Here is a 26,726-nt window from a genome sequence, read left to right as displayed (position 1 = left end):
CCGAATTTTTAAGGATTTATTATGAAGCGAATTTTAACCGGCACCATTTTGAGTCTCGGCCTGATTGCATTTGCGCCATCCAGCCACGCCGATGGCTATCAAATTGCCAAAGCCAACGACTGTTTCAAATGCCACGACATCAGCCAAGAGAAAAAAGGCCCGTCCTTTCAATACATCAGCAACGCGTATAAAGGTCGAAGTGACGCCGCCGGTCGAATCCAAAACCCGATTCGCAACGGTATTACGTTTTACGGTTTTTGGAAAAAAATGCCTGCGCACCCCAATATGAGCGACGCCGATCTGCAAGAACTCACCCGTTGGATTTTGAGTCAATAAAACCAGCGTAAAGCAAGGATCCATCATTACCTCAGCGTCAACGTTTTTAACGCTCACGTATTATGGCAATACTGACCCGAGGTATGAACCCGCATCCATAAAGGATTACACACCATGAAACTGCTCAAACCCGCTCTGATGACTGCATTGCTCACTTTGGGCATCGGCTCGGCGCATCTCGCCGTGGCCAGCCCGCAAATTGCCAAACAATATAAATGTTTGGAATGCCATGTGCTGGACAAAAAAGTCATCGGCCCGTCGATTCGGGACATCGCCCAAAAATACAAAGGCGACCCGGGCGCCATGAGCCGTTTGACCGATCGCGTGCGCAACGGCTCGGTCGGCGCGTGGGGCACCACACCGATGCAGGCTCATCCCGATATGCCGCAAAAGGACATTGAAGCGGTCATCAAATGGATGTTGGATCGATAAATCCATTTCCGCATCGTTGGCACATACGAAAGAACGCACGGTTTTGACCGTGCGTTTTTGACTTTTAGCAAAATATCCTTACGCGGTCTATGGCACAATACGAACTTAAAAAATAGGACCGCGACGACCATGAGTTCCCACGATTCCTCTCCCTCTACCGCCTCTCTCACGCCCTCCACCCGATTTTGTGCGCAATGCGGCAGCGCCGTCGAATACCGCATCCCCGATGACGATTCGCGCGTGCGCGCGGTGTGTCCGAACTGTGATTTCGTGCATTACGACAATCCGAAAATGGTCGTCGGCACGATTCCGATATTTGAGGGCAAAGTATTGCTGTGCCGTCGCGCGATTGAGCCGGGCTATGGCCTTTGGACGCTGCCGGCGGGCTTTATGGAATGCGGCGAGAGCCTTGCGCAAGGTGCGTTGCGCGAAACATTGGAAGAGGCCTGCGCACAAGTGCAGTTGATCGAGCCGGTGTACCACATCGTCGATATTCCCTTCATCGGGCAGACGCATTTCTTTTTCCGCGCCGAGCTGGCAAAAGCGGAGTTCGGTGCGGGTGAAGAAACGCTGGAGACACGATTGTTCGCCGCAGATGAATTGCCGTGGGCGGATATTGTGTTTGAAAGCACGCGCGCCACACTGCGTGCGTGGATGGACGACCGCGCGCGCGGTATTTTCAGCACGCGCCACAGTCTGATCCAACCCAGACCCGACGACCACCGTCGCTAATCATTTCCCTCATATCTATGAATAGCGAACATCCGTTCACCCTCGTGCATCAACCCGCCGATTTGCCTACTCATGAGCAGATCAGCCTCGGCGCGCCGCATCTGGACAGCGTGTATGCGGTTGGCTTCGCGATTGACGCCGATTGGGTCGAGACGGCGTATCAGCGCGGGCTGTTTCCGTGGTACAACGAGGGAGAACCGGTTCTGTGGCACAGCCCTGAGCCGCGCATGGTGTTGGCTTTGGATGAATTCAAAATCAGCCAGTCGCTGCATAAACGCCTCAAGCAATGGGCGCGGCAACCCGCGCTGGGCTACCGTGTCACGCTGAATCGCTGTTTTGATCGTGTCATCAGCGCGTGTTCGGAAACGCCGCGCGCGGGGCAAGACGGCACTTGGATACACAACGCGCTAAGAAATGCCTACATTGAGCTGCACCGACGCCAACGCGCCGTCAGCGTTGAACTGTGGCAGCATGATCGGCTCGTCGCCGGTTTATACGGTGTCCTGCTGGGCAAAATGTTTTTTGGCGAGTCCATGTTCACGCAGGTGAGCGATGGCTCCAAAGTCGCACTTGCCTGCTGGGTTCAGTGTTTGCGCGAACACGGCGGACAGTGGATTGACTGCCAGCAAGTCACCGCACATCTGACCCGTTTGGGTGCGCGCCCCCTCGCGCGCGAGGTGTTTTTCCAGCGCAGTGCCGAATGGATGCACGCAGAGCCGATCAACTGGTCGTCGCTGTGCGCACACGATAATCTGTTAAACTACTTCGGTCCGCCTTTGAGTACACACGCATGAGAACCGAACATCAGCAATTGACCCAGCTCCAACTGTACCGCACCGACGAGTATCCGTGCAGCTACCTGCCCGAGCGTCTGGCGTCCTCGCAGATGGTCGCGCCGATTGACCGCATCAATGACAGCAACTACGGTCAACTGATTGATCTGGGCTTTCGCCGCAGCGGTCTGTATGTCTATCGTCCGCAATGTCCCAACTGCCGCGCCTGCCAATCCTACCGCATCGTGGTCAACGCCTTCGCGCCCAATCGCAGCCAACGCCGCTGTTGGAAAAAATGGTCGCATCTGCATGTGCGCATGGTCGATTTGCACTTTTCCGAAGAGCATTTCGCCCTCTACCGCCGCTACATCGAGTCGCGCCACGCCGATGGTGCCATGGCGAACGATACCGAAGAGCAGTACCAACAATTTTTCCTGCGCAGCGCGATCACCAGTTTTTTGGTTGAATTCCGCGACGCGCACGGCGTTTTGCGCATGATCAGCGTGATTGATCAAACCGCCATCGGCCTGTCGGCGATGTACACGTTTTACGACCCCGCGCCCGAATTTGCCGGCCTCGGTACCTACGGCATACTCTGGCAGGTGCAAATCGCCCGCCAATTTGGTTTAAAATTTGTCTACCTCGGCTTTTGGATTGCCGGTAGTCCCAAAATGCGCTACAAACAACAATTTGGCCCTGCCGAAATTTTGCTCAACGGCGTTTGGCAGCCTTTCAAAGCCAGCAACGAAACGAATTAAAAACCACCACGAACTCATCATGTCCTATCCACTCCTTCGCTCTATCTTGTTCCAAATGGATGCCGAACGCGCGCATCACCTCTCATTCAAACTCGCGCACACGGCGCACCGATTCGGGCTTTTACCCAAAATTCAGGCCAACAGCCAACCGCATTCATTGATGGGCTTGACCTTCCCCAACCGCGTCGGTCTGGCTGCCGGATTGGACAAAAATGGCGAGCACATCGATGTACTCGCCACCATGGGCTTTGGCTTTATCGAAATCGGCACCATCACCCCGCGTCCGCAGGAAGGAAACCCCAAACCGCGGCTGTTTCGCATTCCCGAAAAGCAAGCAATCATCAACCGCATGGGATTTAATAACCAAGGCGTAGACACCCTGCTCGCCAACGTCGCACGCAGCCAATTTGTCCAAAACGGCGGTATTCTTGGCATCAATATTGGCAAAAATGCCACCACGCCGATCGAAAACGCCACCGACGACTACCGCTCGGCACTGAATAGCGTCTACCCGCACGCCAGCTACGTCACCGTCAACATCTCCTCGCCGAATACCAAAAATCTGCGCGATTTGCAGCAAGAAGACGCACTCGACCAACTGCTGCGCGCACTCAAAGCGCGCCAAACGGAATTGGCCGACGCACATGGGCGCTACGTCCCGATGACCCTCAAAATCGCCCCTGATTTGGATGCAACGCAAATTCACGCGATTGCCGATTTGCTCAAACTGCACCGCTTTGACGCCGTGATTGCCACCAACACCACATTGGACAAAAGCAGCACCGAACATTTACCGAATGGCAACGAAACCGGCGGTCTGTCCGGCGCACCGGTGCGTGAAAAATCCACCGCCGTGATTCGCGCACTGCATGGACTGCTCAACAACGAAGTACCGATTATCGGCGTCGGTGGCATTTTGAACGGCCAAGATGCGCAAGAAAAAATCAACGCCGGCGCGCAATTGGTTCAGCTCTACAGCGGCCTCGTGTATCGAGGACCAGAACTGGTACGCGAGTGCGTTCAGGCGCTGCGCTAAAGTAGCACCCTCTCCATAAAAAAGCGGCTGAAACGCATATTCAGCCGCTTTTTTTGACTCTAATTGACACAATGTCAACCAAAAACGTCCTCATCCCTTAATAATTCACAATGATGTCATATCATTGCCTTAATCTGTGCGCGTCAGATAACAAAAATCCGACAAAACTATATTGCAACACCATAAAAAGGAGGACAAAATGCAACGCAGATTCGTTCAACGAAACCTACAAGCTCAGGCACAAAACCGCATTCGCATCATGCACATGCTGCAAAAACAGCAAGCGCAACAAAAAGCGGCGGCTTAACACCTGATTACAACCACAGCGGTCAAAAACCGCACCTAATAAAACAGCCGCATCATTGATGCGGCTTTTGTTTTACGACTCATCAGCATTCGGCTCGAATTTCAACGCAACACCGTTGATACAATAACGCAAGCCCGTAGTCTGTGGCGGCCCATCGGGAAACACATGCCCCAAATGCGCGCCGCAATTGTGACACACCACCTCGGTACGAATCATGCCATGCGACGTATCGCGATGCTCCGCCACCGCCGATTCCGCCACCGGCGCATCAAAGCTCGGCCAACCGCAACCCGCATTGAACTGACGCTCAGACTCAAACAAACGCGCATCACACACCACGCAATGATACGCGCCATCGTGCCAACTCTCGGCAAATTCACTGGTAAATGGCCGCTCCGTACCCTTCTCCTGCGTCACCTGATACGCCAAAGGCGACAAACGTTGTTTCAAATCATCCATCCTATTTCCTCCGCTCAAGGCGCCAAACGCTCACGCACCCACGCCCCATTAGACAACTCATCCTGCAAACGATAACTCAAACGATCATGCAGACGGCTTTTACGCCCCTGCCAAAACTCCCAACGATCGGGAATCAAGCGATAGCCACCCCAATGCGGCGGACGCGGTGGATTGAGCATAAACTTCGCACCGAACTTCGCCGCCTCCGCGACCAACCACGCACGCCCCGAAATCGGCTGGCTTTGCGGGCTTGCCCACGCACCGATGCGGCTGTCCAGCGGACGGCTGTTGAAATACGCATCACTCTCCGCATCCGAGACTTTCTCCACTCGCCCCTCAATGCGCACCACGCGCTCCAACTCCACCCAATGAAATTGCAAAGCCGCGAATGGATGCTCGGCCAGCTCCTGCCCTTTGCGGCTCAGATAATTCGTATACCACACGATGCCGCGCGCATCAAAATCCTTGATCAGCACAATGCGCGAACTCGGACGACCATCCGCACCCACCGTCGCCACCGTCATCGCATTTGGCTCCAGAACCTCGCTGTGCAAAGCCTCGTTAAACCACTGCTCAAACTGCGCCATCGGATCGGCGTGCGACGCATCCTCCGACAACTCAGCGCGCTCATAACTTTTACGGATTTGGGAAATATCTTTACTCATAACCACCCTCAATTATTCATGCACGTATTCTACCGCCGGTAAAAAAATGGTGGGCAAATAAGTTGCCCACCCTACTCATGCCGTGTCGGATACAAGCATCCGACCTACTCTAACCCAGCATAACGTTTAATACGAAGTTCGCTCATCCGTCGCTGTAACGCCAATGAACGCTGTCGTTTCATCGGTCGGTTTGCTGTCTGAGCGTTTGCCTGCAAACGCGAGTTTCAAACCGACCCAACCATTAAGCGTTCATTGCTTTGCGTTACCGCGAACTTGATTTTTTGGTTACTTTTGCATCAAGGCAAAAGTAACCGCCCCCCCGGCGGAGAGCGAAATACTGAATAAACATTCATAAAATCCGGTACTTAGTATCAGAGCAAACTACTAAATAGCTAAACAGCGAAGAATCTCCAAATATATCGAACAAAGATTTCTGTCAGCAATATCACTTGATTGGCGAAAATCAGAACATCTTTGCGAATTTACTGAAAAGCTTTTGTGCCATATGGACGAATCTGACACAATTATCTCCTGAGCACAATCAGAAAACTGACTTGCCGTTATATCAATAATCAACTCTGCCTTCTGAAGCCAAGTATGCGAAACCCATGAGTTATTAGATCGGCATCCACGTTCACCTGAACAACATAAAAAACCCAATAATCCTTGATCCCTCAGATAAGTTCCCAAAAGCATTGATGAGTCGTAACACGCACCAGAAGGAAAATCCTGCAACCCAACGGGACGTGCATTGATATCTGTGTTTATGAGAGTATTTCTAAATCGTAAAACCAAAGAATAAAGTTCCAACTTACTCATAGTTCCCATTTTTTAACAGGCAATCCCTTTCAACGTTTTACCCATCAAACACTTCCCCAAGCACCTTCACCCCCGCACGAATTTTTTCTTCCGGCACAGTGACGAACGCGAGTCGCAGGGTATTGCGCACCGGTTCGTTGGCATAGAACGGCGTACCCGGCACGTAGGCGACATTGCGCGCCAATGCTTTTTTCAGCATCTCTTCAGAGTCCATACCTTCCGGCAATTCGAGCCAGAGGAACATCCCACCCGCCGGTTGATTCCATTTCACACCCGTCGGCATATGTTCGTCCAGCGCGCTGAGCATGGCTTGCGCCTGCGTGTGGTACATGCTGCGAATGGTCGGGATATGTTCGTTGAGGAAACCGTCTTTGACCACTTCGTACACGGCGCGTTGGGTCAATGTGGCGGTATGCAGGTCAGTCGCTTGTTTGACCTGTTCAAATTTGCGCGCGATTTCTTCGGGTGCAACGATGTAGCCCAGACGCAGCCCCGGCGCGAGGATTTTGGAGAACGAGCCCATCTGGATCACGCGTTCAGGCATGCGTGAGAGCAGTGACGGCGGCGGCGCGCTGGTGTACCACAATTCGCCATACGGGTCATCTTCGATCACCAGTAGATTGAGTTCGCGCGCTTTGGCAACGAGCGCTTGGCGACGCGCTTCGGTCATCAGACGGCCGGTCGGATTTTGGAAATTGGGCAAAGCGTACAGGAATTTCGCGCACTGTGCGTGCTCGGCGGTGATTTGCTCGGCATCCAAACCGTCTTCATCCGATGGCAGGGAAACGTATTTCGGGAAAAATAGATCAAACGCTTGCAATGCGCCAAGGTAGGTGGGTGCTTCGACCAGTACTTTGTCGCCTTCGTTGATGAATACTTTGCCAATCAAATCCAGCGCCTGCTGTGAGCCGGACACGATAATGACTTGTTCGGGTTTGATGGTTGCGCCACTTTTGGATTTTTCCGCCGCGACCCATTCACGCAGGGGCGCGTAGCCGTCGGTGGTGGAGTATTGCAAGGCGGCTTGCGGTGTTTCAGCCAGTACTTTTTCAAACGCTTTTTTCAATTGCGCCACGGGAAAGCTGGCATCCGAGGGTAAGCCACCGGCGAATGAGATGACTTCGGGACGCGCTGTGACTTTGAGAATTTCACGGATCACGGAGCTTTTGATGGCGGTGGCGCGGGTTGAAAAGAGGTTTTGAAATGACATGATGTGACCTTTGCTTGCTGAGGTTGAGTTTATGATAGTGGTATTACTTTAATGCATAAAAACGGTACAGTACCGATACAATTTAAAAAACACAGCGCAAACTGTATTGTTTTACGCGACGGTACGGCTATCGCGGCTATTGGCTGTCTTTCGTCTATCCTATTTAGAGGCGACTATCAGAGGGCCGTCAAAATACCTTAAAACAGTTTGCGTCCGTCTCCGTTGGCCGCGCCGACTTCATCATCGGTGGTGGCGTCAGACGCATCGTCATCCACCAAACCAAGCAGTTTCGCCGCGCTGTCGTGCTCGATTTGCTCCACTTTGCTCAGGGCGCGGTTCATCTGCCGCGTGCGTACCTGCGCACTGTCGATCTCTTTGGCGGCTTTTTCGAGGCGGTCTTTGGTTTTGGCCAGTACGTCGCCAAATTTACCAAACTCGGTTTTAACCGCGCCGAGCACTTGCCAAACTTCGGAGGCGCGTTTTTCCATCGCCAGCGTGCGGAACCCCATGTGCAGGCTGTTGAGCAATGCGGTCAGCGTCGTCGGCCCAGCGACCACGATACGGTATTCGCGTTGTAGTTGGTCGAGCAGTCCGGCTTCGCGCGCGACCTCGGCGTACAGCCCTTCGGTCGGCAGGAACATCACGGCAAAATCAGTGGTGTACGGCGGCGCGACGTATTTTTCGTTGATGGTTTTGGCTTCCAGTTTGATTTGGCGGAACAGGTCGTTACGCGCCTTATCCAGCGCGTCGGCATCCGCCGTGTCCTGCGCCTCCTGCATGCGCTCGTATTGTTCTTTCGGGAATTTGGCGTCAATCGGCAGCCACACCACGTCGTCCAAACTGTCGCCGCGCCCCGGCAGTTTGATGGCGAACTCAACCATTTCGTTGCTGTTCGGCACGGTTTTGACGTTCGCTGCGTAGCGATCCGGCGTAAAGACGTTCTCCAGTAAATTGGCCAACTGCATCTCGCCCCAAGTGCCGCGCGATTTGACGTTGGTCAGCACACGTTTGAGGTCACCCACGCCGACGGCGAGGTTTTGCATTTCGCCCAAGCCGCGATGCACCTGCTCCAGTCGATCGGACACTTGTTTGAACGATTCGCCCAAGCGCTGCTCCAGCGTGGCGTGCAATTTTTCGTCCACGGTCATGCGCATTTCTTCGAGTTTTTTGGCGTTGTTTTGCTCGATGCTGGTCAGACGCTGTTCGATGTTTTCACGCATGTGGTTCATGCGCCGCTCGGTGGTGTCGTTGAGCTGTTGCAGTTGTTGCACCAATTGCGTGGTGGTCTGCGTGAGTTGTTTGAGCAGGGTTTCGCGCGCGTTTTGCGCCTCGGTGCTTTGGTTTTCGCGCACGGCTTTGAGTTCGTCGCCCATCAGACTTTGCACGCGAAACAGGTTTTGCCCCAGTTCCTCGCGCTGCTCGCGCGCCAGCACACTGGCGTGTTCGCGCATGGCGGCGGTTTGTTGGGCGCCGTGTTCGTGCGCTTTGTCAAAACCTTCGTCGAGGTCTTGTGCCAGTTGGCTCAATTGTTGCTGCGCGTGCTGTTGCAGCAGTTTTTGTTCCAACTGTTGCGCACGCTGCTGCCCCGTTCGGGTGAATACGAACAGTAATAACAGCAGCACCAAAGCAAGCAATACAATGCTGACGATCAATAAGGTACCGAGTAAATTCACGTCCATCACGATTGCGCCTTCGGTGTGATTGCTACGCCATACTGCGCGGATAGTTGGGCGAATTTCGCGCTCAAATCAGGTGGCTTGACGCCCATCATCGGCATTTGCGGTTCGCCCTCCACTGCGTCGGGCTGATTGCGCATCCATTCGGCGGTGTTATAAAACGAGTTGATGAGTTTTTGGAACAGCGCTTCGGCTACGTTGATCTCACGCATCGCCTGCGCCATGCACGCGACCCATTGATCGCGCTCGATCGCGCCGACTTTGAACGGCATGTGGCGCGCGCGCAGACGTGGATGGCCGTATTGTTCGACATACAGTTGTGGTCCGCCGAGCCAGCCGCTCAAAAATAGGAATAATTTCTCGCGCGTCAGCGCCAGACTGCCATGGTGCGTGGCGCGCAGATCAGCGTATTTCGGCTCAATTTCCATCAGGTCGTAAAAACGCTCCACCAGCTCGCGCACGCGCGACTCGCCGCCGAGCAGTTCATACGGCGTAGCGGGCGCATTTTTTGGATTTACAGCTTCGGTCATGGATAGGCTCTATTGTTTGCCCCGAATATGGGGGTTTTCATTTAAGGATACTCGTGCGATTATAACGCTTTGCACTGTCTTTGCGCGCATTGTCCATCCTTTGAAAGTCATTATTTATGTCTACCGCCGCTCCAATTACCAGCCAAACCGCCGCCCTTGCCAATCTCACCGTGATTGATCTGTCGCGCATCCTCGCAGGGCCCTTTGCCGCGCAAAATTTGGCGGACATGGGGGCCAAAGTGATCAAAATCGAGCATCCGAATGGTGACGACACGCGTCGCTGGGGGCCGCCGTTCGTCGAGCGCGACGATGGCTCGAAGGATGCGGCGTATTATTTCTGTGCCAATCGCAATAAAACCAATCTGTCACTGGACTTTACTCAAGCAGCGGATCGCGAGCGTTTAATTGAGCTGATTAAAACCGCAGACATTGTGATTGAAAACTACAAAGTCGGCGGACTGGCGAAGTATGGTTTGGATTACGCCTCGATTCGCCTGCTCAACCCACGCATCATTTACTGCTCCATCACCGGTTTTGGGCAAAATGGCCCGTACAAAGACCGTCCGGGCTACGATGCGCTGATTCAAGCGATGGGCGGACTGATGAGCATCACTGGCGAGGCCGAGCAAGCCCCGCAAAAAGTCGGCGTCGCCGTCGTTGACCTGATGACCGCGATGTACGCCACCACCGCCATTTTGGCTGCGGTCAATCACCGCCATGTCACGGGGCAAGGCCAGCACATCGACCTCGCGCTGTTTGACGTGCAAGCGGCCATGCTCGCCAACCAAGCGGCCACCTATCTGCTCAGCGGCCAAATTCCTACGCGCCAAGGCAGCGCACACCCGTCCATCGCGCCGTATCAGCCCATGCGCGTGCAGGACGGCTTTGTCATGCTCGCCGTGGGCAACGACGGCCAGTTTGCCCAACTCTGTCACGCCGCCGGTTTACCCGAACTGGCACAGGATGAGCGATTTGCCACCAACGCGCAGCGCACACGCAACCGCAAAGATTTAGAATCGGCGTTAGAACTGGCGATGCTGCAAAAGACCATCGACGAGTGGGTGGCGCTGGGTGAGCAAAATGGTTTTCCGTGCGGGCCGATCAACAGCATTGACCGCGTGTTTGCCGATCCGCAAATTCGCGCGCGCGATATGGTCGTGCGTACCAGCGAAGGTTACGATTTGGTCGCCAATCCGATTCGTTTTTCCGCCACGCCGATCACCGAATACCAAAGTCCAGCCAAACTTCAAAAAAGTAACTAATTTAACAAAAAATTCTGAAAATGTTAAAAATACAACAAATCATTTTATGGCGGTTTGCTCACTCTTTGTGCTAAGATAGTCACGCCTTTCTATGGCCTTTTTCATACATTTTTGGGTCATAAAACCGCATCAAAATACACAAAAAACCATAACTCATAGGAGTGTTAGCATGAACAAGAAGCACGTCTGGGCATTAGCAGCCATCACCGTATTGACTTTGACTGCGTGTGGCAAAGGAAGCAGCGCCAAACCTGAAGGTGGTGCAGACAAAGCGGCGGCAGGCGGCGCAAGCCCGGCCATCGTATTTGACAAAGGCGGTAAATTCGACAAATCATTCAATGAATCGGCCTATAACGGCGCAGAAGCATTCAAAAAAGAAACCGGTAAAAACTACATCGACATTCAGTTGAACGACGAAGCCGAACGCGAAGCCGTATTGCGCAAATTGGCGCAACGCAACGCCGACCCGATCGTGACCGTCGGTTTCTCCGGTTCCCCTTCTGTTAAAAAAGTCGCACCTGAATTGCCCAACAGCCATTTCGTGATCGTGGACGACGTCATTGAAGGGCCAAACGTTAAATCCATCACATTCCGTGAAGAAGAAGGCTCCTTCCTCGTCGGCGCATTGGCCGCCATGAAATCCCAATCCGGCTCAGTCGGCTTTGTCGGCGGCATGGACATCCCAGTGATCCGTCGCTTCTCATGCGGCTACCAACAAGGCGCCAAATACGTTAATCCAAACGTTAAATTCATCGAAAACATCGTCGGCACCACCGGCGAAGCGTGGAACAACCCGACCAAAGGCGGCGAATTGGCGCGTTCACAGTTTGACCGTGGCGTAGACGTGATCTTCGCAGCAGCGGGCGCGACCGGTAACGGCGTGTACCAAGCAGCCAAAGACTCGAAAAAATACGCCATCGGTGTAGACAGCAACCAAAACTACCTGTTCCCGGGCACCATGTTGACCTCTATGGTTAAACGTGTGGACGTAGCAGTGAAAAACGCCTTCCTCGAAGCCAGCCAAGGTAAATTCAAAGCCGGTGCACAATCCATCGGTTTGGCCGAAGACGGTGTAGGTTGGGCTGATGACGAGCACAACAAAGACCTGATTACTGCCGATATGCGCACCAAAGTCGATCAAATCAAGAAAGACATCATCGCCGGCAAAATCAAAGTTGAAGCTACTTGTAAAAAATAACACCACGCTTTAACCCAAAGCGCATTGTCCAATGACCAAAATTAACGCGGGCAATGCGCCGTAAAAACGAAAAAACGATGGTGTTCAGAGCCATCGTTTTTTCAAATAAATACAGTTACACAGCAACTTTACCCCTGATTGTTTGGAGCCACTATGTCCGCACAAGCATCACCCAACACAGCCCCATCGACCAGCGCTCCACCTGCGATCGTCATGCGTGGCATACAAAAGCACTTCGGTCCGGTCTGGGCCAACCGCGACATTGATCTCACGGTTGACAAAGCCAGCATCCACGGCATCATCGGCGAAAACGGCGCGGGCAAATCCACGCTCATGTCGGTGCTCTACGGCTTTTACCAAGCCGACGACGGCACCATCGCCATTGACGGCAAAGAAGTCAAAATCGCCAACAGCACCCAAGCCATCGCTCTGGGCGTCGGCATGGTGCATCAGCACTTCATGCTGGTAGAACCGCTGTCTGCGCTCGAAAACATCCTACTCGGTGCCGAAGACTCATGGTCATTGGACGTATCCAAAAGCAAAGCACGCGAAAAATTACAAGCCATTTCCGAACGCTTTGGCCTGAGCGTACCCTTGGACGAACCGGTCGGCGAGTTACCCGTCGGCGTGCAACAGCGCGTCGAGATTCTCAAAGCCCTGTATCGTCAGGCCAACATCCTGATTCTGGACGAGCCAACCGGCGTACTCACACCGCAAGAAGCCGATCAACTGTTTGACGTGCTGCGCGACCTGAAAAGCCAAGGCGTCACCATCCTGATCATCACGCACAAACTGCGTGAAATCATGCACATCACCGACAACGTCTCGATCATGCGCCAAGGCGCGATGGTCGCGCACCGCAAAACCTCAGAGACCAGCGCCGAAGAGCTGGCCGAGCTGATGGTCGGTCGTCCGGTGGCCAAAGAAGTGGCGCGCCAACCGGCCAATGTCGGGCCAACGCGTCTGTCTGCACGCGACTTGAGCTACAAAGACAGCAAAGGCATCACGCGATTAGACAACGTATCACTCGAACTCAAAGCCGGTGAAATCGTCGGTATCGCCGGTGTCTCGGGCAACGGCCAAACCGAATTACTCAAAATCCTCTCCGGTGAAATACGCGCCAATGGTGGCGGCAGCATCACCCTATGCGGCGATACCGAAGGCAGCACCGTGGAATACAGCCACAAAAACTACCCTGATCCGGCGCAACTGCGCCTCAAAGGCGTTGGCCATGTGCCTGAAGACCGCTTGGGACAAGGTTTGCTGAAAAACTTCACCATGCAAGAGTCCGCCATCTTGGGCTACGACCGCGAGCCGCGTTTGGGTACGCGCTTTTCCTTGATTCCCAAAAAAGTCAAAGCGCTCACCTTGGAACTGATTCGCGCCTTTGACGTGCGTCCGAATCTACCGGAAATCCGCTCGGCCAATATGTCCGGCGGTAATCAGCAAAAGCTCATCATCGCACGCGAGATGGAGCATCGTCCGAAAATCCTGCTGATCGGTCAACCGACGCGAGGCGTGGACGTCGGCGCCATCGAATTGATTTACAAAGAAATCATGAAAGCGCGTGACGCCGGTACAGCCATCTTGGTCGTTTCGGTCGAATTGGACGAAATTCTCACGCTCTCGGATCGAATTTTGGTCATGAATCAAGGCCGCATCACCGGCGAATTGACTGCCAAAGAGGCGGATCCGCGCACGATCGGTATGCTGATGGCCAGCAATACGGCCATGCAGAGCAATGCCTCGGCAAAGACCTCGGTACAGAAAGGTTGATATGAAAACCACAACAACAACCCCCACAACAACACCCGCCGAAGAAACCGCAGTGCTAAAAGAAAAAAGCCTGCCGGTTTGGCTCACGGGCGGCTTCATTCCGCTGGTTCAATTGATATTGGCCTTTGTGCTCGCCAGCTTGCTGGTATTGCTGATTGGTGAAGACCCTCTGCAAACCTTAAAGGTTTTATTCCAAGGTGCCTTTATCACCCCAGGCGGTTTCGCCTTCACCCTGTATTACGCCACCTCGCTGATTTTCACCGGCTTGGCGGTGATGATCGCATTCCATGCGGGCTTGTTTAATATTGGTGGCGAAGGTCAGGCCTACTTTGCCGGTATGGGCGTCGCCATCGTCTGTTTGAGCATGGATTCGTTCTTACCCGCTCCGGTCATGTTCCTCGTCGCTATGATCGCGGCCATGATATTTGGTGCGGCGTGGGCGTATATCGCGGGCTTTTTGCAGGCCAAACGCGGTGCGCACGTCGTGGTGACCACGATCATGCTCAACTACATTGTCGCTGCGCTGATCAGCTATGTGATGGTACGCTGGTTGCGCTCGAACGACGGCTCGGTGGAAACGCGTAACTTTAACGCTGACGCGGTTTTGCCTCGTTTCTCACAAATTTTCCCTGACTTTATGATTGACTCGCCGCTCAATTTCGCTTTCATCGTCGCCCTGCTGGTCGCCGCGTGGACGTGGTGGCTGATTTGGCGCTCGCGTCTGGGTTATGAAATTCGTGTGGTCGGTCAAAACCAGCAGGCCGCGCAATACGCCGGTATTTCGGTGTCCAAAATCATCATTGTGACGATGATGATTTCTGGTGCGCTCGCCGGTTTGATGGCGTTGAACGCAGTTTACGGCGCACAAGGCCGTCTGAGTTTGGGTTACACCGCCGGTGTCGGCTTTATGGGGATCGCCGTGGCGTTGATGGGGCGCAATCACCCGGTCGGCGTGGTGTTGGCTGCGATTTTGTTCGGCGCATTGACGCAAGGCGGCTCGGAAATGCAGTTTGAAATGCCGCAGGTGAGCCGTGAGTTTAACGTGGTGATTCAAGGTCTGGTGATTTTCTTCGTCGCCGCTTTGGATGGATTGGTTCGTAAGCCGATTGAACGTTGGTATGAAAAAATGCGAGGTGCAAAATGAGCGTCATGGATATTTCTATTACCCCTATCTTGGGTAGCGGCATCCGCTATGCCGTACCGTTGGTGTTGGCCGCTATGGGCGGTCTGATGTCCGAGCGCTCGGGTACGGTGGACATTGGTCTGGAAGGTAAAATGCTGATTTCAGCATTCACCGCCGCGACCGTGGCCGCTTTGCTCAGTGCCGACGGCTCGATGGCACCGCTGCTGGTCATGACTTTGTCGGTTTTGGCCGCGATTGCCGCCAGTACCTTTTTCGCGCTGTTGCATGGTTTTGCCACCATCAGCCAAAAAAGTGACCATGTGATTTCCGGCTTGGCCATCAATATTCTGGCATCGGGTTTGACCATGTTTTTGGGTCACGCGATTTTCAAACAAGGTGGTCAAACGCCTTTGCTCCACGACAATTTGCGCTTTACCCGCATTGTTCTGCCGGGCGCAGAGGCTATGAAGGATATTCCGTTCATCGGGCCTTTTTATAGCCAAGTGATTTCGGGGCATCATTTGCTCGCCTACGTCGCCGTTCTGGCCGTGGCAGCGACCTCGTATATTCTGTTCCGCACACGTTTGGGGCTGCACATTCGCGCCGTGGGTGAGGAGCCGAATGCAGTCGATACCGCCGGTCTGTCAGTGAATCGTTTGCGCTACACCGCCCTGCTGTGGACGGGCTTTATGTGCGGTCTGTCCGGCATCACGCTGTCCATGGCGCAAAATGGCGGCTTCGTGCGTGAAATGAGCGCGGGTATGGGCTATATGGCTTTGGCCGCTGTGATTTTTGGCAAATGGAAACCGTGGCCGACTTTGCTGGCGTGTTTCTTGTTTGGTCTGTCCACCGCATTGTCCGACGCGCTGTCGGGTCGCGCCATCGCCGGTGTGCACATCCCATCGCAGTTCTTCAACGCCCTGCCGTACATCCTCACCGTGATTCTGTTAGCGGGGTTTGTCGGCAAATCCATCGCGCCGAAAGCCGTCGGTCGTCCGTATATTAAAGAACGCTAATCCAGCGCAACATCAGGAGGACAGCATGATTATCAACTTCGGCTCGATCAATATTGACCACGTCTATCGCGTGCCGCACTTCGTCGCGCCGGGCGAAACACTCAGCTCGACCGCGTACAGCAAAGGCCTGGGCGGTAAAGGATTCAACCAATCCATCGCTCTGTTTCGCGCGGGCGCGCCGGTACGCCACGTCGGCTGTATCGGCGCCGACGACGCGAGTGCGGGCGCTTGGTTACACACGCAACTAAGCCAATTGCAACTGGATTTATCGGGCATTCAAAGCGTTGATACCGCCACTGGTCACGCGCTGATTCAGGTGAACGATGAGGGCGAGAACTGCATTTTGCTCTACGCAGGTGCCAATCACAGCTTGAGCGACGCGCAAATCGACGCCGAATTGAGCCACGCGACAGCCGAATGGGTGTTGCTGCAAAACGAAACCAATGCGATTGAACGCATCATCGAACGCGCACACGCAGCGGGCAAAAAAGTGGTGTTCAATCCCGCGCCGTGCCGCCCCGAACTGGCGCAACTGCCGCTGCACAAACTGCACACGCTGATCGTCAACGAAATCGAAGCACAGCAATTGAGCGGCCTGAACGATCTCGAGCAAGCTTTGGACAAACTATCGACGCTGTGCCCGAATATCATTCTGACCTTGGGCGGTGACGGCGTGCGCTACATCGGCGAATCAGGCGCATTGACCGTGGCTGCGAAAAAAGTCGAGGTGGTGGACACCACCGCCGCAGGCGACACCTTCATCGGCTACTATCTGGCCAGCGTGGCGCAAGGCATGGACGTTCAGTCCGCATTAGAGCGAGCCAACGCCGCCGCCGCGATCACCGTCACCCGACTGGGTGCGGTCAGCGCGATTCCATTTGCCCATGAATTAACGAACTAAGTAATTGATACAACAAGCAAAAGCCCAACTCAAAACAAAGCCCAAATTGATGAGGTATGAGCTGTTTTGAGATGACACAAAGAGGAAAAATATGACGTATAAAATGATTATCGACACCGATCCGGGCGTAGATGACGCACTGGCCATTGCCTACGCGGTCAACCACCCCGAAATCGAACTCGTCGGCCTGACCACCATTTTTGGCAATGTGTCGGTGGATCAATCCACCGCCAATGCAGGCTACTTGCTCGATTTGCTCGAGTACAAACACGTCCCCGTCGCCAAAGGCGCAAGCGTACCGCTCAAGCAAACGCCGCACAGCTTCCCTGATTTCGTTCATGGTAAAAACGGCTTTGGCGACATCGCGGTTGAATACCCTGCCGACTTCAAACCGCATCACCTGAGCGCGGCCGATTTCATCATCGAGCAAATCAACCAAAATCCGGGGGAAATCATCCTCGTGCCGATCGGCCCGTTGACCAACATCGCCTTGGCCTTGCAAAAAGACCCGAGCATCGCGCACAAAGTCAAACAAGTCGTCATCATGGGCGGTGCCGCACACGTAGAAGGCAACGTATCCCCTGCTGCAGAAGCCAACATCTGGAACGACGCACACGCCGGTCAAATCGTATTCTCCGCACCGTGGGAAATCGTCATGGTCGGTCTGGACGTGACCTACCAAACGCTCATGACCATGGACGACATGGCGCGCGTCAAAGCCGCCGCGCCGAAAACCGGTAGCTTCCTGTACGACATCTGCGCGCACTACGCTGATTTTTACCAAAATACGGCTGGCTTCTCTGGCTTCTCATTGCACGACCCAGCGACGCTCATGTACGTCACCAATCCGGAAGTATTCAAAACCCAACAAGGCCAAATTGACGTCGTGGTCGATGCAGCGGGCTATGGCAAAACCTTCTTCGCACCGAAAGGCCGCACCTACGCCGAACCGTGCTGGTCCGAGCGCGACAACGTCCATCTGTGCGTCGAAGTGGATGCGGATGGCGTGCTCAAACTCATGGAAGAGTATTTGTCCAAAGGCAAATAAGACTTTCTTATCCTTATCATCCATAAAAAAACGCGGGACAACATCCCGCGTTTTTTGACTCTAATTTTGCCCACCGTGTAGGTCGGATACTTGTATTCGACACAAGACTTTTAATAACATCCCATCAATTAAACTGATAAATGTGCGCAAGGCCGGTTGACTAAGGATTGAGCATCACTGTGATCATTCGAATGTGCTCTTTAATGCAAGCGCCCCAAGTGCCTTAATTGCGTCAAAGGTCAATTCTATACCCTTGCTCTTCGCTGTTGTCTTGATCTTCTCCCAGATAGTAGTTGATCTCATAGTGTCGAGAAGATCGTGACCTTCCATTGTTAGGCGTGGGCTGTGAATGCCATAGCCAAATCTTCCATCCGTCGACCTAACAATTTGCACACCATCAATGTACCCCGCATCAATTAGCAGCTCTAGATGTCCAAAAATTCGCCCTTCGATGGCTTGATACTCCTTAAACTGTTTTTCATATAAGTTCCAGTCCTGATCCTGCCATTTAGGTTCAGGTGGAATTTCAGAAAACAGATCGTTCTCTTCTTCAACGTCTGTAAGCTGTTTGCGTATCAGATCCCAATCTCTTTTCATTCTACGAACTCACTATAGTTAAGATGAACACGTTATGCTCAACTTGGTTTGTATCATTTTGTCAAATAACATTCTTTTGCATTGACGTATGAAACGCCTGTTTATCGCTATTAACGCGTTCGATTCTAATAGCTATAAAACCAAAAGTGAAAACACTTTCTCTATCAGTTTCAGAAGAATCATACCCCAAATTACTCAATCTGGAGCATTCGGCTTCCTCGGCCTCCCCCTCGCCGCAGGCCGCACGCGTCGTCCAGTTTGCTCTTCGACCTGTGCCAGTAGTGCATCATCCCCCAGCATCCAGCCGGTTTGTACCGCGTGTTCTAATGCTTTGCGGGTGTTTTGCGTAATGCCTTGTTCGAGTAGTTGCGCGTAGCGCGTTTGGCGTTCAAACGGGGTATTGCCCAGTTGCCAGTACTGCGCGTGTTCGCGCAAAAAGCTGTGCGCGTAGTGCCCCAGATGTTGCGCGCGGCTGCTGTGTTCGCTCATACCATCGAGCCAAACATAGGCGTGCAGCACATACGGTACGTCTTGGATATAGCCTGTGCGGTAACGCCCTTCCCACAGCGTGCCGGTGCGTTGGTACTGGCTGTTGACATAGCGCACGTAGCGCCGCCCCAAATCCTGCATGAACTGCCCGAGCGCTTTGTCATTGCGCGCACTCACGAGCAGGTACACGGCGTTTTCAACCAAGGCGTAGGCATGAATATCCAGCTCGTATACGGGTACGATGGTGCGTACGATCGCTTGCCACTGCGCGTAGTCGGCTTCATTGAAAAACACTGCCGAGCCGTTATTGCCGCGCACCTGTACCAGTTGCGCGGTATGGGGAATATACAGTCGAGCCATGCGTGCCATGATTATTCCTTTGAATCCATGCGCGCCCAGCTGACGCGCTCATGCCCCGCCAAATCGCGGAGGGTGCAAATATCGGTAAAATCGGCCTGATACAACAGTTCGCGCACCGCAACGCCTTGATCAAAGCCGTGTTCGAGGTAAATGCAGCCGTTCGGGTTCAAAAACCGTGGTGCTTGCGCAATGATCGCGCGGTAGTGTTGCAGTCCGTCTGCCTCGTCACTCAAGGCACCCCGCGGCTCAAAGCGCAAATCACCCTGCACCAAATGCACGTCATTCACCGCAATATACGGTGGATTAGAGACAATCAAATCAAAGCGCTCGCCCGCCGTAAAAGCAGAAAACCAGTCGCTGTGCCGCAAGCGCAGCGTCGGCGCGTGCGCATCGGCATTGGTCTGAGCCACAGCCAGCGCCGCCAGCGACAGATCAACCGCCGTGACGCGCCAATTCGGTCGCTCCGCCGCCAAGGTCACCGCAATCGCACCCGATCCGGTTCCCAAATCCAATACTGTATGCGTCTCGTCTGCCGCGTGCGCATCCAACACCGCATCAATCAAAATTTCGGTATCGGGACGCGGAATCAACACATCTGAATTAACCGCAAACATGCGCCCATAAAATTCACGCTCGCCCAAAATATACGCCATCGGCTCGCCGCTCATGCGCCGATCCAGCAATGTATTCCAGTGATCCAATTGCCCTGCCGTGAGCGCATCCGTATCACGCGTGAGTAACTGCACGCGTGACAAACCGGTGACGCGCTGCATCAGCATACGCGACTCTAAAATGGGTAACGGGGATAAACGCAAGGCTTGGGCAATTTGAGTCATGATATCGGCTTAGATAATTTACTGAGATTATCTCAAAAAAATCAGGGACACTAAGGAAAACATGAATAAAAACCTAAAATAGGGTTGGTTCGAAATCTTGCGTAAACCCAAACTCAATCATTCCCGCGCAGCAAGAGTCCATTCATCAATCGAAGATTTTTCAAACGATTATGGATTCCCGCTTGCGCGGGAATAACATCCCTAATATTTTGATTCTGTGGTGCGAAGTGACTGTGACGATAAAAAGGACGCTTACGCGTCCTTTTTATTTTTAAACGGTGCGAATTATTTCGCCAGCGCTTGCCATGTATCAATCACGGTGTCCGGATTCAGAGAGATCGAGGAAATCCCTTCATCCATCAACCACTGCGCGAAGTCGAGGTGATCGGACGGCCCTTGACCGCAGATACCCACGTATTTACCCATGCGCTTGGCCGTGCTGATCGCGCGGTGGAGCATGAATTTAACCGCAGGATCGCGCTCGTCGAAGTCTTTGGCGAGCAGCTCCATGCCCGAATCACGATCCAGCCCCAGCGTCAATTGCGTCAAGTCGTTCGAGCCAATCGAGAAGCCGTCAAAAATATTGAGGAACTCTTCGGCGAGAATCGCATTTGATGGCACTTCACACATCATGATCACGCGCAGTCCGTTTTCACCTTGTTTCAAGCCTTTATTCGACAGCAATTGGATCACGGCTTCGGCTTGCGGTACGGTACGCACAAACGGCACCATGATTTCCACGTTGGTCAAGCCCATTTCGTCACGCACGCGCTTGATCGCTTCGCATTCCATCGCGAAGGCTTCTTGAAATCCTTCGGAGATGTAGCGCGCCGCACCGCGAAAACCGAGCATTGGATTTTCCTCATCCGGTTCGTAGCGTGAGCCGCCGATGAGTTTTTTGTACTCATTGGATTTAAAGTCGGACAAACGAACGATGACCGGTTTCGGATAAAACGCCGCAGCGATGGTCGCCACGCCTTCCACCACTTTGTCCACGTAGAACGCACGCGGGCTGGCGTAGCCACGCGCCACAGACTCAACTGCTTTTTTCAGATCCGGTGCAACGTTTGGATACTCCAAAATCGCAGTCGGATGCACGCCGATGTTGTTGTTAATCACGAATTCGAGACGTGCCAAGCCGACACCGGCATTCGGCAACTGACAGAAGTCGAATGCCAAATGCGGGTTACCGACGTTCATCATGATCTTCGTGCCAATGGCTGGCAATTCGCCACGCAAAACTTCGGATACTTCGGTTTCCAAAATGCCGTCGTAGATTTTGCCTTCGTCGCCTTCGGCGCACGATACGGTGACGAGCGCACCGTCTTTGAGCACTTGGGTCGCATTACCACAGCCCACCACCGCCGGTACGCCCAGCTCGCGCGCAATGATCGCGGCGTGACAGGTACGGCCACCACGGTTGGTAACAATGGCGGATGCGCGCTTCATCACCGGCTCCCAGTTCGGGTCGGTCATGTCAGCGACCAAGATATCGCCAGGCTGTACGCGTTCCATTTCGGACGGATCCATGATAACGCGCACCGCGCCCGTACCAATTTTTTGACCGATGGCACGACCGGTAGTCAGCACGGTGACGTTATCGGTATTGGTTTTCAGAGCATAGCGTTGTTCGGCTTTACCTTTGGCTTGGCTTTTCACGGTTTCCGGGCGCGCTTGCAGGATGTAGATTTTGCCATCGCCACCGTCTTTACCCCATTCGATGTCCATTGGGCGGCCGTAGTGCTGTTCGATAATCACGGCATATTTGGCCAACTCGGTGACGTCTTCGTCAGAAATGGAGTAGCGATTGCGCGCTTCGAGCGGCACATCGACGGTTTTCACGCGGCCTTCTTCGCCCGGCTGAGTGAACTCCATTTTGATGAGTTTGGAGCCCATGGAGCGACGGATCACCGCGGGTTTGCCTTGCGCCAAGGTGGGTTTGAACACGTAGAATTCGTCGGGATTGACCGCGCCCTGCACCACCGTTTCACCCAAACCGTAGCTGGCGGTGATGAATACGACTTGGTCAAAACCAGATTCGGTGTCCATGGTGAACATGACGCCAGATGAGGCCAAATCAGAACGCACCATGCGCTGTACGCCCGCAGATAAAGCGACTTCGGCGTGGGTAAAGCCTTTATGTACGCGATAGGCGATGGCGCGATCGTTGTACAGCGAGGCAAATACGTGCTTGATTTTGTCCAGCACGTCGTCAATGCCCGATACATTCAGGTAGCTTTCTTGTTGACCGGCGAATGATGCGTCTGGCAAATCTTCTGCGGTCGCAGATGAACGCACGGCGAATGACAGACCGGCCGCATCGTTTTTGGTCAATTCGGCAAACTGCGTGCGAATGTCGGCTTCCAACTGTGGCTGAAACGGCGCATTGACCACCCATGAGCGAATTTCGTCGCCCGCCTGCGCGAGGGCTTTGACATCCTCGACATTCAGGCCGTTCAGACGATCGGCGATGCGTTGGGTCAAATTGTTATGTTGCAAAAAGTCGCGAAACGCCTGTGCCGTGGTGGCAAAGCCGGTCGGTACACGCACACCCGCACCGGCAAGCTGAGAAATCATCTCGCCAAGTGAGGCGTTTTTACCGCCGACCGATTCGACATCGGTGTTGCGTAGTTGTTCAAACGGTTGAACGTTGATAGTTTGCATGGTAAGTCTCCAAAAGAAAAAAGTTAAATCAAGTATCCGACTTCATAGCGATGACTTCATTTAACTTCTCTCAAAAACACACCCCCATCGCGAATCCAAATGGAAAAATCGCGAGCAAACACGCACCCACAGCGCACAGGATCGGGCGCATTGTAACCTAATGATAAACTCTTTTGGCAATCTTTACGCGACTGTTTTGATACTGAATCAGTATCGTAAAATACCCAGCGAGCATGCGTTTATAGGTACAATTATTGTTTGTACCGATGGCGTTACATTGCGGCACTTGACAAGGATGATTAAGGATAATTGAACATGGACAATAACTACGATCGCGACCTGATTGTCGTTTCGGATGGCACGGGGATTACCGCCGAGACTTTTGCGCAGTCGCTCTTGGCACAGTTTGACATCACAACCAAAACGCATCGTATCCCGTTCGTGGACAATATGGACAAAGCCTATACCGCGCTACAAAAAATCAGTGATTTGTCCAAACGCCGCAGTCAACCGCCGTTAATCTTCACCACATTGGTCGATCAGGAGCTGAGCGAATTTGTCAAAACCAACGCCAAAGGCTTTTTGATTGACCTGTTTGACACCTTCATCGGCCCGCTGGAAGCCGAACTGCGTATCAAATCCAACCATACCATCAACAACACCCACCACAATGCTGACTCCGACCGCTACCGCGAGCGCATCGAAGCCATCAACTACACCCTGATGCACGATGACGGGCAAACCAATCACAATTTGGGAGAAGCCGATGTCATTTTGGTCGGCGTTTCACGCTGCGGCAAAACCCCGACCAGTCTGTATCTGGCGATGCAGCACGGCATCAAAGCGGCCAACTATCCGCTGATTCCCGACGATTTTGAGCGCGATCGCTTGCCGAGTGGCTTGGATGGCTACCACAAAAAGATGTTTGGCTTGACCATCGAGCCACAACGCCTATCCGAAATTCGCAACGAACGCCGCGCAGGCAGCAAATACGCCTCGATCGAAAATTGCCGTTACGAAGTCAGCGAAGCCGAACGCCTGCTGCGCCGCCATAGCGTCAAATGGCTCTCCACCACACACAAATCGATCGAAGAAATCGCCACGACGGTATTACAAGAACTCGAACTCGAAGACAAATATTAATGAATTGAATATATTGTCCAACGCATCAAACCCAACGCACAATTGACCGCACTCGCATTCATGAAAATCGTTATTCAACACCTCTCGGACATCAATGACGCCACCGCGCACGCCTTACTCAGCCCATTCCCCGGAATCGCCGAACGCCTGAACGAGCGCGCATGGGTCGTGCGTCACACCCTGTTCACCGCAGCGCAAAAGCGTGAACTGATCGAACATGCCCACGCACAGCAGATTGACGTTGCCTGCCTCGAACGCGACATCACTTGGGCCGATTTCAAAGTCCTCGCGATGGACATGGACTCCACCCTCATCAACATCGAGTGCATCGACGAAATCGCTGATCTGGCGGGCAAAAAAGCCGAAGTCGCCGCCATCACCGAAGCCTCCATGCGCGGCGAAATCACCGATTTCAACGAAAGCCTGCGCCGCCGCATGGCCTTTTTCGCCGGCACACCCGCGCGCCTGCTCGACGACGTGCTACGAGACCGTCTGCGCACCAATCCCGGCGCACACGAACTGATTCAAGCCGCGCACACCCACGGCGTGCAAACCGTACTCGTCTCCGGCGGCTTCACCTACTTTGCCGAACAAGTGCAAACGCAACTCGGACTGAAGCACATTCACGCCAACACCTTAGCAATCAAAGACGGCCTGCTCACCGGCGACGTCCTCGGCGAAATCGTCAACGGCGAGGTCAAAGCCCGCCTCGTGCGCGAGCACTGCGATCGCCTGAATGCGCCGTGCGACCAAGCCATCGCCATGGGCGATGGCGCCAACGATCTGCCGATGATGTCCATCAGCGGCCTGTCCGTCGCCTACCGCGCCAAACCCAAGGTACAAGAACAAGCCATGATGACCCTGAATTTTGTCGGACTGGATGGATTGGCCGTGGTATTGAGCGCGTAAAATAGTACGTGGACTCACACCAAGAAACAGGGCGCAGGAAGCTCCCTGTTTATCAAAGTCATCCAATTAGTTTGAGCCAAACCAACTCAATAGTTTCTCACTCGTTTTACGCTTCACATCCTCGTTGATATACGCCGAAGTCATGGCGATGGCGGCGGCGAGCGCGCCCAAGTCATCGGTAAACCCGACCAGCGGCGTGACATCGGGAATCGCGTCAATCGGTGAAATGAAATACGCCAGCGCACCATAGATCGCGGTTTTTGCCCATTTCGGCGTCTCGGGACGTTGCGCCGCGTAGTACAGCCATAGGGCTTTTTCGATCACCTCTTTACCTGCGGTGCGCGCGAATTTTTTCACCTTGTCCCAAAAACCGCTGTCACTGTATTCAGAGTGTTGCATCCCTTGCCTTTCACAATCATGCCACCACGGTCAGTAGCTCAAATACCGTACATACCACCGGCATGGTTTCAACGGGTTCTCGTCCGATGCGTTGACACTCGCGCGTGAAAAAATTCCAGTGCGCCTCGCACCAATAGGTCAGCGAGCCATCGCCTTCGCCCTCGATTGCGGCGTATTGTGCCGTCACTTGGTTGTACGGTACGATTTCGACCTGCGTATTGCGGCAAATCAAGGCCGGTTGATTCAGATGATTGACGACCAAAGCAATATCACCCACCTGCGGCACGGTGTCATTTTCCGCCTCTATCGTCCACAACAGGCTGGTGCCGGCGCGTTTTTTCCCTGAGCGAATTTGTGCGAGTAATGATTCGGACAGTTCAGGGCTATCACCATAAACATCCACCGCTACCCGACCCGCTGTGGGAGCAGGAACGGTTATTCCCATGCGTGTTAGTTGCGCCAATACGGTTTCAACATCGGGTAAAGGCACCATTTTATTTCTCTCTTTATGGATTTGAGCCGGCGCTTTTGCGTCGAACGCCTTGAAACAGCACCTTGATAAAGCGCCACAAAAAGTAAATAAGTATCGAGGCCAATACGATAAAAATCGCCAAGCCGATCAGAAAAACCGTCGGATGCATCAACAACGCCCACATACCACCCGCGAACATGGCATCCTCGCCCACCGAGGCGGCAACATTGCTAAACGGCTCGGGCGAGGTATTGATGGCCGCGCGCGTACCCGCCTTGGCCAAATGCGTACCCGCCGCCAGCGTCCCGCCGAGCAGCGCGGTAGCGATCTGCATGGCCGCACCTTGATCGCCCATTACCCCTGCTGCCAGCGCCGCACCCGCCGGAATTCGAATGAAGGTATGAATGCTGTCCCACACCGAGTCGAGCCACGGAATTTTGTCCGCCAAAAACTCGGTCAGTAACAACACGCCCGAAATGCCGAGTACCCAATTGTTACTCAACACATTCAAATCACCCGGTAAAGTCACGCCCGCAAAACGATCCAGCGCGCCAAGCGTGAAAATCAAGGCATACAGGCGAAATCCACTCGCCCAACCCAAACCCGCAGCCAGCGCCATGAGCGAAGGCATATTCAACGGCACATTGCCCCAGTTGAGCAAGGGTTCTAAAGAGGTTTGTAAAGAATTGAGGTCAATATTCATCATGCAAAATAAGTGAAAAAGGGACAACGTATTGAGTGTTGTCGCATTGTGCCACAAAGCATGTTTTCCTTGATGCACAAGCATAAAAAAACGAGAA

Annotated in this window: 26 protein-coding genes and 1 pseudogene; 15 read left to right on the top strand and 12 right to left on the bottom strand. The window is 53.5% G+C overall.

Annotated elements, in window-relative coordinates; genetic code table 11:
- Positions 1-21: 21 nt before the first annotated feature.
- The 6 genes from ACZ41M_RS01285 to ACZ41M_RS01260 all read left to right on the top strand — a co-directional run bounded on the left by ACZ41M_RS01285 (position 22) and on the right by ACZ41M_RS01260 (position 4,067).
- Positions 22-336, top strand: coding sequence for a c-type cytochrome (locus ACZ41M_RS01285; RefSeq protein WP_464730657.1), 315 nt, complete (start codon positions 22-24; stop codon positions 334-336).
- Positions 337-450: 114 nt separating this feature from the next.
- Complete coding sequence (locus tag ACZ41M_RS01280; protein ID WP_464730658.1) at positions 451-768, top strand: c-type cytochrome; 318 nt, start codon at positions 451-453, stop codon at positions 766-768.
- A 129-nt stretch (positions 769-897) separates the two neighbouring features.
- The gene (locus ACZ41M_RS01275) at positions 898-1,500 is read left to right on the top strand and encodes an NUDIX hydrolase (RefSeq protein WP_464730659.1); all 603 of its coding nucleotides are present in this window, start codon (positions 898-900) and stop codon (positions 1,498-1,500) included.
- Between the two features lie 17 nt (positions 1,501-1,517).
- Entirely contained in the window at positions 1,518-2,294 is a 777-nt protein-coding gene (aat, locus tag ACZ41M_RS01270; protein ID WP_464730660.1) for a leucyl/phenylalanyl-tRNA--protein transferase, read from the top strand.
- On the top strand, positions 2,291-3,031 hold the full coding sequence (locus ACZ41M_RS01265) for an arginyltransferase (protein ID WP_464730661.1): 741 nt from the start codon (positions 2,291-2,293) through the stop codon (positions 3,029-3,031). Before aat ends, ACZ41M_RS01265 begins: the two co-directional genes overlap by 4 nt.
- A 19-nt stretch (positions 3,032-3,050) precedes the next feature.
- Complete coding sequence (locus ACZ41M_RS01260; protein WP_464730662.1) at positions 3,051-4,067, top strand: quinone-dependent dihydroorotate dehydrogenase; 1,017 nt, start codon at positions 3,051-3,053, stop codon at positions 4,065-4,067.
- A gap of 379 nt (positions 4,068-4,446) precedes the next feature.
- Here ACZ41M_RS01260 and msrB read toward each other — a convergent pair whose 3' ends face one another.
- From msrB to ACZ41M_RS01235, 5 genes and pseudogenes are all read right to left on the bottom strand, one after another.
- A complete protein-coding gene (msrB, locus tag ACZ41M_RS01255; protein ID WP_464730663.1) occupies positions 4,447-4,833 on the bottom strand; it encodes a peptide-methionine (R)-S-oxide reductase MsrB in 387 nt (128 codons plus the stop codon).
- A 14-nt stretch (positions 4,834-4,847) separates the two neighbouring features.
- On the bottom strand, positions 4,848-5,498 hold the full coding sequence (gene pdxH, locus ACZ41M_RS01250; protein ID WP_464730664.1) for a pyridoxamine 5'-phosphate oxidase: 651 nt from the start codon (positions 5,496-5,498) through the stop codon (positions 4,848-4,850).
- Between the two features lie 856 nt (positions 5,499-6,354).
- Entirely contained in the window at positions 6,355-7,527 is a 1,173-nt protein-coding gene (locus tag ACZ41M_RS01245; protein WP_464730665.1) for an aminotransferase-like domain-containing protein, read from the bottom strand.
- A gap of 197 nt (positions 7,528-7,724) precedes the next feature.
- Positions 7,725-9,206, bottom strand: a complete 1,482-nt coding sequence (locus ACZ41M_RS01240) for a DNA recombination protein RmuC (RefSeq protein ID WP_464732137.1) — start codon at positions 9,204-9,206, stop codon at positions 7,725-7,727.
- A 122-nt stretch (positions 9,207-9,328) separates the two neighbouring features.
- Positions 9,329-9,733: pseudogene (locus tag ACZ41M_RS01235) on the bottom strand (group II truncated hemoglobin); the annotation flags it as partial.
- A gap of 116 nt (positions 9,734-9,849) precedes the next feature.
- Between ACZ41M_RS01235 and ACZ41M_RS01230 the strand changes: the two are divergent.
- The 7 genes from ACZ41M_RS01230 (at position 9,850) to ACZ41M_RS01200 (ending at position 18,057) form a co-directional block, all read left to right on the top strand.
- A complete protein-coding gene (locus ACZ41M_RS01230) occupies positions 9,850-10,995 on the top strand; it encodes a CaiB/BaiF CoA transferase family protein (RefSeq protein ID WP_464730666.1) in 1,146 nt (381 codons plus the stop codon).
- Between the two features lie 169 nt (positions 10,996-11,164).
- Entirely contained in the window at positions 11,165-12,193 is a 1,029-nt protein-coding gene (locus tag ACZ41M_RS01225; protein WP_464730667.1) for a BMP family lipoprotein, read from the top strand.
- A 153-nt stretch (positions 12,194-12,346) separates the two neighbouring features.
- A complete protein-coding gene (locus ACZ41M_RS01220) occupies positions 12,347-13,969 on the top strand; it encodes an ABC transporter ATP-binding protein (RefSeq protein WP_464730668.1) in 1,623 nt (540 codons plus the stop codon).
- Between the two features lies 1 nt (position 13,970).
- Positions 13,971-15,113 (top strand): ABC transporter permease, encoded by a 1,143-nt coding sequence (locus ACZ41M_RS01215; RefSeq protein ID WP_464730669.1) that lies wholly within the window; start codon positions 13,971-13,973, stop codon positions 15,111-15,113.
- 5 nt (positions 15,114-15,118) lie between these two features.
- Complete coding sequence (locus ACZ41M_RS01210; protein WP_464730670.1) at positions 15,119-16,108, top strand: ABC transporter permease; 990 nt, start codon at positions 15,119-15,121, stop codon at positions 16,106-16,108.
- A 25-nt stretch (positions 16,109-16,133) separates the two neighbouring features.
- On the top strand, positions 16,134-17,009 hold the full coding sequence (locus ACZ41M_RS01205) for a ribokinase (protein WP_464730671.1): 876 nt from the start codon (positions 16,134-16,136) through the stop codon (positions 17,007-17,009).
- Between the two features lie 91 nt (positions 17,010-17,100).
- A complete protein-coding gene (locus ACZ41M_RS01200; RefSeq protein ID WP_464730672.1) occupies positions 17,101-18,057 on the top strand; it encodes a nucleoside hydrolase in 957 nt (318 codons plus the stop codon).
- A 183-nt stretch (positions 18,058-18,240) separates the two neighbouring features.
- On the opposite strand, the gene ACZ41M_RS01195 is transcribed toward ACZ41M_RS01200, so the two are convergent.
- The 4 genes from ACZ41M_RS01195 to ppsA all read right to left on the bottom strand — a co-directional run bounded on the left by ACZ41M_RS01195 (position 18,241) and on the right by ppsA (position 23,003).
- Positions 18,241-18,654, bottom strand: coding sequence for a DUF2513 domain-containing protein (locus ACZ41M_RS01195; RefSeq protein ID WP_464730673.1), 414 nt, complete (start codon positions 18,652-18,654; stop codon positions 18,241-18,243).
- A 195-nt stretch (positions 18,655-18,849) separates the two neighbouring features.
- The gene (locus ACZ41M_RS01190; protein WP_464730674.1) at positions 18,850-19,512 is read right to left on the bottom strand and encodes a transposase; all 663 of its coding nucleotides are present in this window, start codon (positions 19,510-19,512) and stop codon (positions 18,850-18,852) included.
- A gap of 2 nt (positions 19,513-19,514) precedes the next feature.
- Entirely contained in the window at positions 19,515-20,339 is an 825-nt protein-coding gene (gene prmC / locus ACZ41M_RS01185; RefSeq protein WP_464730675.1) for a peptide chain release factor N(5)-glutamine methyltransferase, read from the bottom strand.
- A 285-nt stretch (positions 20,340-20,624) separates the two neighbouring features.
- Entirely contained in the window at positions 20,625-23,003 is a 2,379-nt protein-coding gene (ppsA, locus tag ACZ41M_RS01180) for a phosphoenolpyruvate synthase (RefSeq protein ID WP_464730676.1), read from the bottom strand.
- A gap of 315 nt (positions 23,004-23,318) precedes the next feature.
- Between ppsA and ppsR the strand changes: the two genes are divergently transcribed.
- Both ppsR and serB read left to right on the top strand, forming a co-directional pair.
- Positions 23,319-24,146, top strand: a complete 828-nt coding sequence (ppsR, locus tag ACZ41M_RS01175; protein ID WP_464730677.1) for a posphoenolpyruvate synthetase regulatory kinase/phosphorylase PpsR — start codon at positions 23,319-23,321, stop codon at positions 24,144-24,146.
- A gap of 60 nt (positions 24,147-24,206) precedes the next feature.
- On the top strand, positions 24,207-25,055 hold the full coding sequence (gene serB, locus ACZ41M_RS01170; RefSeq protein WP_464730678.1) for a phosphoserine phosphatase SerB: 849 nt from the start codon (positions 24,207-24,209) through the stop codon (positions 25,053-25,055).
- 66 nt (positions 25,056-25,121) lie between these two features.
- On the opposite strand, the gene ACZ41M_RS01165 is transcribed toward serB, so the two are convergent.
- The 3 genes from ACZ41M_RS01165 to ACZ41M_RS01155 are packed head-to-tail and all read right to left on the bottom strand — an operon-like array spanning position 25,122 to position 26,632.
- The gene (locus ACZ41M_RS01165) at positions 25,122-25,454 is read right to left on the bottom strand and encodes a YkvA family protein (RefSeq protein WP_464730679.1); all 333 of its coding nucleotides are present in this window, start codon (positions 25,452-25,454) and stop codon (positions 25,122-25,124) included.
- Positions 25,455-25,470: 16 nt separating this feature from the next.
- Positions 25,471-25,947 (bottom strand): ASCH domain-containing protein, encoded by a 477-nt coding sequence (locus ACZ41M_RS01160; protein ID WP_464730680.1) that lies wholly within the window; start codon positions 25,945-25,947, stop codon positions 25,471-25,473.
- A 13-nt stretch (positions 25,948-25,960) separates the two neighbouring features.
- On the bottom strand, positions 25,961-26,632 hold the full coding sequence (locus ACZ41M_RS01155; RefSeq protein WP_464730681.1) for a DUF4126 domain-containing protein: 672 nt from the start codon (positions 26,630-26,632) through the stop codon (positions 25,961-25,963).
- Between the last annotated feature and the right edge of the window lie 94 nt (positions 26,633-26,726).

It is taken from the genome of Puribacter membranae, from assembly GCF_055380425.1.
This window is presented reverse-complemented; position numbering and strand designations above follow the sequence as displayed.

What these genes read in the sequence shown, in the direction of transcription:
- ACZ41M_RS01285 (WP_464730657.1), top strand. Translation starts at nt 22, where the DNA reads ATGAAGCGAATTTTAACCGGCACCATTTTGAGTCTCGGCCTGATTGCA.
- ACZ41M_RS01280 (WP_464730658.1), top strand. Translation starts at nt 451, where the DNA reads ATGAAACTGCTCAAACCCGCTCTGATGACTGCATTGCTCACTTTGGGC.
- ACZ41M_RS01275 (WP_464730659.1), top strand. Translation starts at nt 898, where the DNA reads ATGAGTTCCCACGATTCCTCTCCCTCTACCGCCTCTCTCACGCCCTCC.
- aat (WP_464730660.1), top strand. Translation starts at nt 1,518, where the DNA reads ATGAATAGCGAACATCCGTTCACCCTCGTGCATCAACCCGCCGATTTG.
- ACZ41M_RS01265 (WP_464730661.1), top strand. Translation starts at nt 2,291, where the DNA reads ATGAGAACCGAACATCAGCAATTGACCCAGCTCCAACTGTACCGCACC.
- ACZ41M_RS01260 (WP_464730662.1), top strand. Translation starts at nt 3,051, where the DNA reads ATGTCCTATCCACTCCTTCGCTCTATCTTGTTCCAAATGGATGCCGAA.
- msrB (WP_464730663.1), bottom strand. Translation starts at nt 4,833, where the DNA reads ATGGATGATTTGAAACAACGTTTGTCGCCTTTGGCGTATCAGGTGACG.
- pdxH (WP_464730664.1), bottom strand. Translation starts at nt 5,498, where the DNA reads ATGAGTAAAGATATTTCCCAAATCCGTAAAAGTTATGAGCGCGCTGAG.
- ACZ41M_RS01245 (WP_464730665.1), bottom strand. Translation starts at nt 7,527, where the DNA reads ATGTCATTTCAAAACCTCTTTTCAACCCGCGCCACCGCCATCAAAAGC.
- ACZ41M_RS01240 (WP_464732137.1), bottom strand. Translation starts at nt 9,206, where the DNA reads ATGGACGTGAATTTACTCGGTACCTTATTGATCGTCAGCATTGTATTG.
- ACZ41M_RS01230 (WP_464730666.1), top strand. Translation starts at nt 9,850, where the DNA reads ATGTCTACCGCCGCTCCAATTACCAGCCAAACCGCCGCCCTTGCCAAT.
- ACZ41M_RS01225 (WP_464730667.1), top strand. Translation starts at nt 11,165, where the DNA reads ATGAACAAGAAGCACGTCTGGGCATTAGCAGCCATCACCGTATTGACT.
- ACZ41M_RS01220 (WP_464730668.1), top strand. Translation starts at nt 12,347, where the DNA reads ATGTCCGCACAAGCATCACCCAACACAGCCCCATCGACCAGCGCTCCA.
- ACZ41M_RS01215 (WP_464730669.1), top strand. Translation starts at nt 13,971, where the DNA reads ATGAAAACCACAACAACAACCCCCACAACAACACCCGCCGAAGAAACC.
- ACZ41M_RS01210 (WP_464730670.1), top strand. Translation starts at nt 15,119, where the DNA reads ATGGATATTTCTATTACCCCTATCTTGGGTAGCGGCATCCGCTATGCC.
- ACZ41M_RS01205 (WP_464730671.1), top strand. Translation starts at nt 16,134, where the DNA reads ATGATTATCAACTTCGGCTCGATCAATATTGACCACGTCTATCGCGTG.
- ACZ41M_RS01200 (WP_464730672.1), top strand. Translation starts at nt 17,101, where the DNA reads ATGACGTATAAAATGATTATCGACACCGATCCGGGCGTAGATGACGCA.
- ACZ41M_RS01195 (WP_464730673.1), bottom strand. Translation starts at nt 18,654, where the DNA reads ATGAAAAGAGATTGGGATCTGATACGCAAACAGCTTACAGACGTTGAA.
- ACZ41M_RS01190 (WP_464730674.1), bottom strand. Translation starts at nt 19,512, where the DNA reads ATGGCACGCATGGCTCGACTGTATATTCCCCATACCGCGCAACTGGTA.
- prmC (WP_464730675.1), bottom strand. Translation starts at nt 20,339, where the DNA reads ATGACTCAAATTGCCCAAGCCTTGCGTTTATCCCCGTTACCCATTTTA.
- ppsA (WP_464730676.1), bottom strand. Translation starts at nt 23,003, where the DNA reads ATGCAAACTATCAACGTTCAACCGTTTGAACAACTACGCAACACCGAT.
- ppsR (WP_464730677.1), top strand. Translation starts at nt 23,319, where the DNA reads ATGGACAATAACTACGATCGCGACCTGATTGTCGTTTCGGATGGCACG.
- serB (WP_464730678.1), top strand. Translation starts at nt 24,207, where the DNA reads ATGAAAATCGTTATTCAACACCTCTCGGACATCAATGACGCCACCGCG.
- ACZ41M_RS01165 (WP_464730679.1), bottom strand. Translation starts at nt 25,454, where the DNA reads ATGCAACACTCTGAATACAGTGACAGCGGTTTTTGGGACAAGGTGAAA.
- ACZ41M_RS01160 (WP_464730680.1), bottom strand. Translation starts at nt 25,947, where the DNA reads ATGGTGCCTTTACCCGATGTTGAAACCGTATTGGCGCAACTAACACGC.
- ACZ41M_RS01155 (WP_464730681.1), bottom strand. Translation starts at nt 26,632, where the DNA reads ATGATGAATATTGACCTCAATTCTTTACAAACCTCTTTAGAACCCTTG.